General features: G+C 41.0%; 9 protein-coding genes, 8 tRNA genes and 2 rRNA genes. 18 read left to right on the top strand and 1 reads right to left on the bottom strand.

Going from position 1 to position 10,511, the window contains the following annotated elements:
* From KUV80_RS17045 to rocF, 11 genes are all read left to right on the top strand, one after another.
* Nucleotides 1–115: ribosomal RNA gene (locus KUV80_RS17045) — 23S ribosomal RNA — on the top strand; the annotation flags it as partial.
* 161 nt (nucleotides 116–276) lie between these two features.
* Nucleotides 277–392, top strand: a 5S ribosomal RNA gene (rrf, locus tag KUV80_RS17040).
* Between the two features lie 49 nt (nucleotides 393–441).
* Nucleotides 442–516: transfer RNA gene (locus KUV80_RS17035), tRNA-Asn, on the top strand.
* A gap of 7 nt (nucleotides 517–523) precedes the next feature.
* Nucleotides 524–599: transfer RNA gene (locus KUV80_RS17030), tRNA-Thr, on the top strand.
* Between the two features lie 10 nt (nucleotides 600–609).
* Nucleotides 610–684, top strand: a tRNA-Glu gene (locus KUV80_RS17025).
* A gap of 21 nt (nucleotides 685–705) precedes the next feature.
* Nucleotides 706–781, top strand: a tRNA-Val gene (locus KUV80_RS17020).
* Between the two features lie 5 nt (nucleotides 782–786).
* A tRNA-Thr gene (locus KUV80_RS17015) sits at nucleotides 787–862 on the top strand.
* Between the two features lie 94 nt (nucleotides 863–956).
* A tRNA-Tyr gene (locus tag KUV80_RS17010) sits at nucleotides 957–1,041 on the top strand.
* A gap of 47 nt (nucleotides 1,042–1,088) precedes the next feature.
* A tRNA-Gly gene (locus KUV80_RS17005) sits at nucleotides 1,089–1,162 on the top strand.
* 14 nt (nucleotides 1,163–1,176) lie between these two features.
* Nucleotides 1,177–1,252, top strand: a tRNA-Ala gene (locus KUV80_RS17000).
* Between the two features lie 278 nt (nucleotides 1,253–1,530).
* Nucleotides 1,531–2,430: an arginase gene (rocF, locus tag KUV80_RS16995; protein WP_222463933.1), complete on the top strand. Its 900-nt coding sequence runs from the start codon at nucleotides 1,531–1,533 to the stop codon at nucleotides 2,428–2,430.
* Between the two features lie 35 nt (nucleotides 2,431–2,465).
* Here the strand turns inward: rocF and KUV80_RS16990 are convergent, their stop codons facing one another.
* Nucleotides 2,466–2,636 carry an aspartyl-phosphate phosphatase Spo0E family protein gene (locus KUV80_RS16990; RefSeq protein WP_222463932.1) on the bottom strand — a complete coding sequence of 57 codons (171 nt, stop codon included), beginning with the start codon at nucleotides 2,634–2,636 and terminating at the stop codon, nucleotides 2,466–2,468.
* 196 nt (nucleotides 2,637–2,832) lie between these two features.
* Here KUV80_RS16990 and sigW point away from each other — a divergent pair, with 196 nt between their 5' ends.
* The 7 genes from sigW to KUV80_RS16955 all read left to right on the top strand — a co-directional run bounded on the left by sigW (nucleotide 2,833) and on the right by KUV80_RS16955 (nucleotide 10,465).
* The gene (gene sigW / locus KUV80_RS16985; RefSeq protein ID WP_222463931.1) at nucleotides 2,833–3,408 is read left to right on the top strand and encodes an RNA polymerase sigma factor SigW; all 576 of its coding nucleotides are present in this window, start codon (nucleotides 2,833–2,835) and stop codon (nucleotides 3,406–3,408) included.
* Between the two features lie 6 nt (nucleotides 3,409–3,414).
* Nucleotides 3,415–4,068, top strand: coding sequence for a zf-HC2 domain-containing protein (locus KUV80_RS16980; protein WP_222463930.1), 654 nt, complete (start codon nucleotides 3,415–3,417; stop codon nucleotides 4,066–4,068).
* 169 nt (nucleotides 4,069–4,237) lie between these two features.
* A complete protein-coding gene (gene cdaA / locus KUV80_RS16975) occupies nucleotides 4,238–5,071 on the top strand; it encodes a diadenylate cyclase CdaA (protein ID WP_222463929.1) in 834 nt (277 codons plus the stop codon).
* A complete protein-coding gene (locus KUV80_RS16970) occupies nucleotides 5,055–6,308 on the top strand; it encodes a CdaR family protein (RefSeq protein ID WP_222463928.1) in 1,254 nt (417 codons plus the stop codon). Before cdaA ends, KUV80_RS16970 begins: the two co-directional genes overlap by 17 nt.
* An 18-nt stretch (nucleotides 6,309–6,326) precedes the next feature.
* Complete coding sequence (gene glmM, locus KUV80_RS16965; RefSeq protein ID WP_222463927.1) at nucleotides 6,327–7,667, top strand: phosphoglucosamine mutase; 1,341 nt, start codon at nucleotides 6,327–6,329, stop codon at nucleotides 7,665–7,667.
* Between the two features lie 482 nt (nucleotides 7,668–8,149).
* Nucleotides 8,150–9,952, top strand: a complete 1,803-nt coding sequence (gene glmS / locus KUV80_RS16960; RefSeq protein WP_222463926.1) for a glutamine--fructose-6-phosphate transaminase (isomerizing) — start codon at nucleotides 8,150–8,152, stop codon at nucleotides 9,950–9,952.
* Nucleotides 9,953–10,249: 297 nt separating this feature from the next.
* Nucleotides 10,250–10,465 (top strand): helix-turn-helix domain-containing protein, encoded by a 216-nt coding sequence (locus tag KUV80_RS16955; protein WP_222463925.1) that lies wholly within the window; start codon nucleotides 10,250–10,252, stop codon nucleotides 10,463–10,465.
* Nucleotides 10,466–10,511 lie beyond the last annotated feature (46 nt).

The following is a 10,511-nucleotide window of genomic DNA, read 5'->3' as shown; positions in this document are numbered from 1 at the left end:
TCCCATCACGTTAAGTGAGTAAGACCCCTTAGAGATGATGAGGTTGATAGGTCTGGTGTGGAAGCGTGGTGACACGTGGAGCTGACAGATACTAATCGGTCGAGGGCTTATCCTTAAAAGCATGAAACGTTTGGAAACGTCGTATCTAGTTTTGAGGGAACAATTTTATTGAATTTCAATAAAAAACCCTTGCAAAATGGGTCAAAATATAATAAAATTTATCTTGTCCCAATCAGGATAATCGGATTTTGAGAAAGTTGCATACGTAACTTTAGGTCCAGTGATGATGGCGAAGAGGTCACACCCGTTCCCATACCGAACACGGAAGTTAAGCTCTTCAGCGCCGATGGTAGTTGGGGGTCTCCCCCTGTTAGAGTAGGACGTCGCTGGGCTGTATCTCAAAATCAATTTTTCGTTTTGTGGATGGTTTTCATATATTATTCCACAGTAGCTCAGTGGTAGAGCTATCGGCTGTTAACCGATCGGTCGCAGGTTCGAGTCCTGCCTGTGGAGCCATTGCTTTGCTTCCATAGCTCAGCAGGTAGAGTGCTTCCATGGTAAGGAAGAGGTCACCGGTTCGAGCCCGGTTGGAAGCTCCATATTTTTACTGGCCCGTTGGTCAAGCGGTTAAGACACCGCCCTTTCACGGCGGTAACACGGGTTCGAATCCCGTACGGGTCACCAACTTTAGACTTAACATAATATGGAGGATTAGCTCAGCTGGGAGAGCACCTGCCTTACAAGCAGGGGGTCGGCGGTTCGAACCCGTCATCCTCCACCATTTATGCCGGTTTAGCTCAATTGGTAGAGCAACTGACTTGTAATCAGTAGGTTGGGGGTTCAAGTCCTCTAGCCGGCACCACAATTTTATTGAACTAAAAATAAAATTGCTGTTACGAGGCTCATGCAACTGCTTTTAGACGCAGTAACATGTTTCGATCGATTCTTTTTTATGTGGAGGGGTAGCGAAGTGGCTAAACGCGGCGGACTGTAAATCCGCTCCCTCCGGGTTCGGCGGTTCGAATCCGTCCCCCTCCACCATCTTTGTATAACTACTAGAAAGTTAGGCAATAATTTCTAACAATATTGCGGGTGTAGTTTAGTGGTAAAACAAGAGCCTTCCAAGCTCTGGTCGTGAGTTCGATTCTCATCACCCGCTCCAAAAAAATAATTCCCGGGGCTTTAGCTCAGCTGGGAGAGCGCCTGCCTTGCACGCAGGAGGTCAGCGGTTCGATCCCGCTAAGCTCCACCATATACATAACATATGTTACTTCAGGCCAATAGCCTGAAGTTTTTTTTATTTCAGAAAAGAAATATAGAACATCTAATACCCTAGTGAATAAAGAAGATGGAGTAGTCCATCTTCTTCTCTTTTATAAGAAACACTTATAAATATGTATTCAATACTCGAAAGCGCTTTCTTTTCGGTATATCTATACATCTTTTTGTCCAGTTGAACCATGAAACCCCTTACAGATACAATAGGAGATAGAAATAGTTAGTTTTTGTTTCATAAGGGAGGAAGAAAGAATGAAAAAAGATATTACAGTGATCGGAGTTCCAATGGATTTAGGACAGATGCGCCGTGGCGTAGATATGGGGCCAAGTGCTATTCGATATGCAGGAATTGTAGAACGTCTAGAAAACCTTTCACACCAAGTGGAAGACCTTGGTGATATTGAAATTGCCCGTCCGGAACTGCATAGTGCAGATAACGATAGTAATTTAAAGAATTTGAATGGTGTTATTGAAGCTACGGAAAAACTTTCAGCAACGGTGTCTGAAGTAATTGAAAAAAATAAGTTTCCACTTGTTTTAGGCGGCGATCATAGTATTGCGATCGGTACATTAGCCGGTGTTTCTAAACATTACAAAAATCTTGGAGTTATTTGGTATGATGCGCATGGTGATTTGAACACAGCAGATACTTCTCCGAGCGGAAACATTCACGGCATGCCGCTAGCAGCAAGTATTGGTATCGGTCATGAAAAATTAATCAACATTAGCGGATATACACCTAAGATCAAGCCAGAGAACATCGTAATCATTGGAGCTCGCTCTCTAGATGAAGGAGAAAGAGAACTGATTAAAGAAAGAGGCATTAAGGTTTATACGATGCATGAAGTGGACCGTCTTGGAATGACAAAGGTTATGGAAGAGACGATTAAGTATCTAGAGCATACAGATGGTGTACATTTGAGCCTTGATTTAGATGGGTTAGATCCTCACGATGCACCAGGTGTTGGAACTCCAGTGCTTGGCGGAATCAGTTATAGAGAAAGTCACTTAGCGATGGAGATGCTTGCAGAAGCTGAAATTATTACTTCAGCAGAATTTGTTGAAGTCAATCCGATTCTTGATGAGAAGAATAAAACGGCTACGGTAGCGGTAGCTTTAATGGGCTCTTTGTTCGGAGAAAAACTACTATAAAAAACGCATCACATCAATCAAAAACAGTTGCCTCTCTAGGGAAGCAACTGTTCTTTTTCATTTATACGTTGATATTGATTTAGTAGTTGGTCAATTTCTTGAGAGAGTTCTACAACCTCTTCTGCAATTAACGGAAGGTATTTTGAAAGTTCATTCATTTGCTGTCTGGAGTGTTCGATTTGTTCAATCAATGAATCTCTTTGCATACAAACAACCCCTCTCTACATAAGTAAAGTAATTTATATGCTTAATATTCCCAGGGTCCACTTTTTTAAACCATCATTTCTTCAAAAAAATACCTTTTTATTTCGTCAATTTCTGCAACATGATAAAATAAAAAAAACGATTTAATGAAACTTATAAACAGATGAACCGTAAATACAATACAAGTGGTGATAATAGATGGACGCCTTAATAGCGAATATGGTATCCCAAGTAAAAAAAGGGGACCAAGAAGCGTTTGAAGGCATTGTAGACCTTTTTAAAGATAAAATATACCGGCATTGTTTCCGGATGGTCGGCAATGGACATGAAGCAGAAGATTTAGCACAGGAAACTTTTTTAAGAGCTTATCGTAATATTGATAAGTACAATAATGAATTTAAATTTTCAACTTGGATATTCAGAATTGCTACAAACCTATGTATTGACCGATTAAGGAAAAAGAAGCCGGATTATTATTTGGATGCTGAGGTCCCAGGTACTGATGGAGCAACCATGTATAGTCAGCTCTCGTCAGAAGAACTTTTGCCGGAAGAGGTCGTTACTGAAAATGAGCAATGGAACGAACTCCAAGAGGAAATTATGAAACTTCCCGAAAAGTATCGGACGGCGATCGTATTAAAATATGTAGAAGACTTATCATTAGAAGAGATTAGCCACATTATGGACATTCCAGTCTCAACTGTTAAAACTCGTATACATCGGGGTAGAGAAGCGCTGAAGAAGGTATTTCAAATGGTCGTAAAAACGAGGTGAAGGTAAATGCAGTGTAATGCTTCCGCATATGATGAATTGATGAATAAAGTACTTGATGGTGATGCGACAAAGGAAGAGGAACGTCTTTTCCAAGCACATCTTGATAAATGCGTTACTTGTAAGGAAGAATACGAGTTGCTTGTAGATACATTGAAAGAACTGCAGCTGCAAACGTCTATAAAGGCACCAGAAGGTTTTACTCAAGCTGTTATGGCGAAGCTGCCTAAAGAAAAACAACAAGTGAAATGGAAGCGGTGGATGCAGAGACATCCTGCTCTGACCGCCGCAGCGATCTTTATGTTTTTTATGGCGGCATCCGTATTCACAAATTATAATCAGCAAGACTTGGCTGTCATTCAAGGTGAAGGAAACCTTGAAATCAAAAAAGCGGACAGGGTTGTTGTTGTTCCAGCAGGCGAAACCATTAAAGGGGACCTTGTTGTTGAAAATGCAGATGTTCGAATAGAAGGGAAAGTAGAAGGTGACGTTACGGTAATAAAAGGGAACCAATACCTGGCATCTGCAGGAGAAGTAACCGGTAACAGTCAGGAAATCGAGCAAGTCGTCGAATGGGTATGGTATAAGTTGAAGTCATTGGTAAGCTCAAAAGAAGAAACGATGGAAGGGAGCCGTTTACAGACGGCTTTTTTTGTTGATTAATAGTCGTAACGTTTGTTTCTTGGTGCTCATATAAGGAAATTACCTTTCACGTCTTGAAAACTTCTGTCGCTCATGCCAAGTTTTCTTTCTATTGAGGTATGCTATAATAAATAAGTTAAATCCATTAAGAAACTTCAACTTGGATCAACACCGAGTTGGGAGGGAAGATATGTTACCAATCGGAAATTTTAATATATTTAATTACATCACACAAATCATTGATATTTTATTGGTGACTTATGTCATCTATAAATTAATCATGCTAATCCGTGGAACAAAAGCGGTTCAGTTGTTAAAAGGAATAAGCGTTATTATCGTCGTATGGTTTTTAAGCAGCTCGTTTGATCTGCGTACGATGTCATGGCTGATGGATAAAGTGATTACATATGGATTGCTCGCCATTATTATCATATTTCAGCCTGAGTTGAGGAGAGCGCTCGAACAGCTAGGACGTGGAAAGTTCTTTTCTCGTACGGGACTTCCTGAGGAAGAGGAAATCGAAAAATCGATTGTGGCTATCGTCAAGTCTACGAACTATATGTCCAAGCGTCGAATCGGGGCTATTATTTCGATTGAGAGAGAGACGGGACTAAGTGAATATGTAGAGACAGGAATCCCGATTCAGGCTCAATTGACATCTGAATTATTAACGAATATTTTTGTCCCCAATACACCGCTTCATGATGGAGCAGTCATTATCAAACAGAGTCAGGTTTTTGCGGCTGGCTGTTATTTGCCGCTAACGGAAAGTCCTTTTGTCTCGAAAGAACTAGGAACGAGACACCGGGCGGCTTTAGGGATCAGTGAAGTAACAGACGCTGTAACTGTAATTGTTTCTGAGGAAACGGGTACGATCTCTCTTACGAAGAACGGTGAGATCTATCGGAACCTGGACGAAGAGTCTTTAAGAAATTTGTTGAATGCAGAATTGATTATTGCGAATAAGTCCACTTCCTCAACTCGATGGAATTGGAGGGGAAAGAAAAATGGACAAACTCCTTAGTAGTTCTTGGTTTGTAAAAATCATTGCTTTTCTCCTTGCCTTAATGATGTATACCATAGTGACCATGGAAACAAAGGAAGAAGCAGCAAACCGTTCATTTTGGACAAAAATGTATACCGAAAGTGAAACGATTCAAAATGTAGAGATCAAACCTTACTTTGATGAAGAGAAATATATTTTAACGGATCTGCCATCTTCTGTAGATGTGACATTAACAGGCTCTAGCCGTTTGATTACGAAAGCGATAAAAGTAGACAAAGAATTCGAAGTCTATATTGATCTAACCAATATGGAACCAGGTGATAAGCAGGTAAAAGTAAAGGTACGAGGCTTACCTGAAGGCGTTAAGGCAAAAGTGAACCCAGAATTCGTTGATGTCACCCTTCATAAACAGGCATCGAAAGAGTTGTCAGTTAACGTAGATTTAAAGAACACGAAAAAACTTCCAGAAGGCTACACCGTGGGTGATGTTGAATTTTCACCTAAATCGGTTAAGGTAAGCGGTGCAGAAGGAATGATCAACCAAATTTCATTTATTACCGGTTTTGTGGATGTTGGGAATGCTCAAGAGACGATACAAACAAAAGTGCCTCTGCGCGCATACAATCAACAAGGAGACCTTATCGATGTACTGATTACGCCAGAGGTGATGGACGTGACCGTGCCGATAAAAAAGCCGAAAAAAACGGTACCGATCTCAATCAGCACGACAGGTGATTTAGCAGAAGGTCTTACCCTTACATCAATTACATCGGACCCGAAAGAAGTGACGCTTTCAGGAACGACAACAGCTTTAGATAAATATGAATCCTATAAAGAAATATCAATAGATCTAAGCAGGATTAAACAGGATACAAACTTCACTGTGGAAGTTCCTGTACCAGACGGAATTGATGCTGTTTCAGTTAAAGAAGTAACGGTTTCCGTTAACGTTGAAGAGGAAAACATCACACGAACCTTTAAAGATGTTCCACTTACGCTGCTTGGCATTGATAACGAGAAAAAAGCTACGATTCTAGACCCAGCTGACGGTGTGGTTGACGTAACAGTAAGAGGAAAAAAGAGTACACTCGACGCCTTAAAACAATCCGATCTGCAAGGTATTGTAGACGTGAGTAAACTCGAAGAAGGCAAACACGAAGTGAAAATCGATTGGAAAAATCCTGCTGATATTGATCTGACAGACACAGTTCAAGAAGCCAGTGTGGAAATTCAAACAGAAACCAGCAGTCAATAGATGAAGGAGAGAGCAGTAATGGGAAAATATTTTGGTACTGACGGAGTTAGAGGAGTTGCGAATACAGAACTCACGCCTGAACTTGCATTTAAGCTAGGTCGATTTGGGGGTTATGTGTTAACTAAGGATACAGAGAAACCTAAAATCTTAATCGGCCGTGATACGCGAATTTCAGGTCAGATGCTAGAAGGCGCACTTGTTGCAGGACTTTTATCAATTGGTGCTGAAGTGATGCGCCTAGGTGTGATCTCAACGCCTGGTGTAGCCTTTTTAACAAAAGCACTGGGCGCACAGGCAGGTGTAATGATCTCAGCTTCACATAACCCAGTTCCTGATAATGGGATTAAATTCTTTGGAGCAGATGGCTTTAAGCTTTTAGATGAGCAAGAAGCGGAAATTGAAGCTCTTTTAGATAAAGATAGCGATGAGCTGCCGCGTCCAGTAGGCGGAGACCTTGGATCTGTCAGCGACTATTTTGAGGGGGGGCAGAAGTACCTTCAATATTTGAAACAGACAATTCCTGGGGACTTCTCTGGACTGCATATCGCACTTGATTGTGCACATGGAGCAACATCTTCCCATGCACCACATTTGTTTGCGGATCTTGAAGCGGATATTTCCACGATGGGTACAAACCCGACCGGTTTAAATATAAACGAAGGTGTCGGAAGCACACATCCTGAAAAACTGGCTGAACTCGTTAAAGAAAAAGGCTGTGACATGGGATTAGCTTTTGATGGCGACGGTGACCGTTTGATCGCAATTGATGAAAAAGGAAACATTGTCGATGGTGACCAAATCATGTTCATCTGTGCGAAGCAAATGAAAGAACAAGGACGCCTGAAGCAAGATACGGTAGTATCTACTGTTATGAGTAACCTTGGATTCTATAAAGCAGTTGAAGCCAATGAGATGCAATCAGCTCAAACGGCTGTTGGTGATCGTTACGTCATGGAAGAAATGCGCAAGAATAACTTCAACCTTGGCGGAGAACAATCTGGCCACATTATTTTCTTAGACTATACAACAACAGGTGACGGATTATTATCAGGAATTCAGCTTGCTTCCATCTTAAAAGCAACAGGCAAGCCGCTGTCCGAGCTAGCAGCGGAGATGGCGAAATTCCCTCAACTTTTAGTTAACGTAAGAGTAGCAGATAAGTCGAAGTTAAATGGAAATGAAGCCATTAAAGCGGCTATTGATAAAGTAGAAACCGAACTTGAAGGAAACGGGCGAGTGCTTGTACGTCCATCAGGAACAGAGCCGCTTGTACGCGTAATGGTTGAAGCTCCGACAGAAGAACTTTGCCAAAAAAATGCGGACGAAATTGTAGAAGTCGTTAAACAAGAGTTAGTATAAAAGTAGGGTTTTATCCCTCGAAAAATAAAAAAGGGCACGAAACATATGCATATGCGGCTCACACAAAGGGCTGCTTATGCATACTTTTTTAATAAGCAGGAAAATCAGGTTTCAAGTTTTTCGGAATTCGGGAAAGAATAATAATTGACGGTTTTGAAAAACCCGTGTATGATTATTTTTGTTTACTTTAATAAAAGGAAGGAGTTTACAGTTCGTATATTCAATAAAAAGCGCCTGAACTGCTGAACGGAAAAAAGCAGTTGACGAGGAAGAGGTTCATCGATTTTTCGGCGGATGCCTCTCGGAACAATCACTTCCGTAAGCTTTTGTTTAAACCAGGCAAGGTGACTTCCTGTACAAAGACGAAAGCAAGTGAACCAAAATAAAAATAGAAAACATAGGTGGGGTAGTGAGCCCCGCTCACGGCCCCCAAGTGTTAAACCGTCAGCAGAGAGTGATGGTTTTAAGGAGGACGTTTATTTATGTGTGGAATCGTTGGTTATATCGGAAATGAAGATGCAAAAGAAATCTTGTTGCGTGGTCTTGAAAAATTAGAGTACCGCGGATACGACTCAGCAGGGATCGCCTTATTAAATGAAAATGGCATTCATGTGTTTAAAGAAAAAGGACGTATTGCTAACTTGCGTGAAAATGTAGACCTAGGGATTGAAGCATCTGTAGGAATCGGGCATACACGCTGGGCGACACATGGTGTTCCAAGCAAAGTCAATTCACATCCACACCAAAGTTCAACAGAACGTTTTACACTTGTTCACAACGGTGTAATCGAAAACTATGAACAGGTGAAAAAACAATACATCTCAGGTGTTAATTTGTTGTCTGAAACAGATACAGAAGTTATCGTTCAGCTTATGGAATATTTCGTAAATGAAGGCATGGAAGTGGAAGAAGCATTCCGCCACACATTGTCAGAACTTAAAGGTTCTTATGCGATCGGTCTGATCGACAACCAAAACCCTGAAACCATCTATGTTGGTAAAAACAAGAGTCCATTATTAGTAGGACTTGGTGAAGGATTTAACGTTATTGCGAGTGATGCAATGGCTATGCTTACAAAAACAGATCAGTTTGTTGAATTGATGGATAAAGAAATCGTTGTCCTTACAAGTGACAGCTATACGATCAAGACGCTTGAAGGAATCGTTGTAGAACGTGCGCCTTACACTGCTGAACTGGATGCGAGCGATATCGAAAAAGGAACGTATCCTCATTTCATGTTAAAAGAAATTGATGAACAGCCTTTCGTTATGCGTAACATCATCAACCAATACCAAAACGAAAATGGTGACTTAAAGCTTGATGATACTATCCGTGCAGCTATGAAAGGTGCGGACCGCGTTTATATTATCGCTTGTGGAACGAGCTATCATGCAGGTCTTGTGGGGAAACAGCTAATTGAGAGCATCGCAAACATTCCAGTTGAATCTCATATCGCGAGTGAGTTTGTGTACAACATGCCGCTTTTATCTGAAAAGCCGTTGTTCATCTTCATTTCACAATCCGGTGAAACAGCAGACAGCCGTGCAGTACTCGTTGAGATTAAAAAGATGGGTCATAAAGCGTTAACGATCACAAACGTTCCAGGATCCACTCTTTCACGTGAAGCGGATTACACGCTTAACTTGTATGCGGGTCCTGAGATCGCAGTAGCATCAACAAAAGCTTACACAGCCCAAATCGCTGTTCTTGCTATCTTAGCCGTTGACTCTGCTCGTGCAAAAGGCATCAAGTTAGATTTCAACCCTCTTCAAGAGCTTGCTATCGTTGCGAACGCAATGGAAGTATTATGTAATCAAAAAGAAGAGATGGAACAGATTGCACGCGAATACCTAGCTGTAACTCGTAACTGTTTCTTTATCGGCCGTGCCGTTGACTTCTATGTTTGTTTAGAAGGAGCACTCAAGCTTAAAGAGATCTCTTACATCCAGGCTGAAGGATTTGCCGGTGGAGAGCTTAAGCACGGTACGATTGCGTTAATTGAAGAAGGTACTCCAGTTATTGCATTAGCTACTCAAGAGCACGTGAACTTGAGCATCCGCGGAAACGTAAAAGAAGTAGCAGCACGCGGCGCATATACATGTGTGATCTCAATGGATGGATTACAAGAAGAAGACGATCGTATCGTACTTCCTAAAATCCACCCATACTTGACACCGCTAGTATCTGTTTTGCCAATGCAGCTCATCTCTTACTATGCAGCGCTTCACCGCGACTGTGACGTAGATAAGCCGCGTAACCTTGCCAAATCAGTAACTGTAGAATAGGCCTAAGAAATAAAAACCCATGTGAGTTATATCTAATGTTGTCATGAAAAATAATTAATAATGACGTTTTATTGTATTTAATGACCTTTTTCTGGTGAATCAAAAAATTATTGCTATTTTAAAAGCCCACTCTTTTTAAAAGAGTGGGCTTTTATTGATTTGCTTGGCATGGTCACAGCTATAGGTTGAGCGTCCAGAACTACGAAGGCAATAGTGACAGTAGTTTAAGACAAGTCGGTGCTATAGCTTATGATATAATATATTATAGTTAGCTGTATAATACCGAGGTGATGCTAAATGGAGTTAAGAGAAGCGATTAAAAAAGTGCGTTTGGAATTGTGTTTGTCTCAAGAGGGGCTTGCCCGTGAGCTTCATGTTGGATTTACTTCAGTAAACCGATGGGAGAATAATCATACAAAACCGAATCAAATAGCACGTCATGCTTTAATAGAGCTTTGTAAAAATAGAAACATTAATCCTGAACTGATTGAGTTGCTCACAGAAACAAAATAGGTGTTGCGTAGTTTAAAAAAGGGTTGTGGCTTTACTATTTTATAGT

Origin of the sequence: Fictibacillus nanhaiensis, from assembly GCF_019801215.1 — a bacterium.
In the GTDB taxonomy this organism is placed as follows: Bacteria; Bacillota; Bacilli; order Bacillales; family Fictibacillaceae; genus Fictibacillus; species Fictibacillus nanhaiensis_C.
The sequence above is the reverse complement of the archived record's forward strand: the minus strand, read 5'-3'. Positions and strand labels throughout refer to the sequence as shown.

Bases quoted from the DNA above. Each gene is read 5' to 3' on its own strand.
- KUV80_RS16990 (WP_222463932.1), bottom strand. From the start codon at position 2,636: ATGCAAAGAGATTCATTGATTGAACAAATCGAACACTCCAGACAGCAA.
- KUV80_RS16955 (WP_222463925.1), top strand. From the start codon at position 10,250: ATGGAGTTAAGAGAAGCGATTAAAAAAGTGCGTTTGGAATTGTGTTTG.
- KUV80_RS16980 (WP_222463930.1), top strand. From the start codon at position 3,415: ATGCAGTGTAATGCTTCCGCATATGATGAATTGATGAATAAAGTACTT.
- glmS (WP_222463926.1), top strand. From the start codon at position 8,150: ATGTGTGGAATCGTTGGTTATATCGGAAATGAAGATGCAAAAGAAATC.
- glmM (WP_222463927.1), top strand. From the start codon at position 6,327: ATGGGAAAATATTTTGGTACTGACGGAGTTAGAGGAGTTGCGAATACA.
- cdaA (WP_222463929.1), top strand. From the start codon at position 4,238: ATGTTACCAATCGGAAATTTTAATATATTTAATTACATCACACAAATC.
- KUV80_RS16970 (WP_222463928.1), top strand. From the start codon at position 5,055: ATGGACAAACTCCTTAGTAGTTCTTGGTTTGTAAAAATCATTGCTTTT.
- sigW (WP_222463931.1), top strand. From the start codon at position 2,833: ATGGACGCCTTAATAGCGAATATGGTATCCCAAGTAAAAAAAGGGGAC.
- rocF (WP_222463933.1), top strand. From the start codon at position 1,531: ATGAAAAAAGATATTACAGTGATCGGAGTTCCAATGGATTTAGGACAG.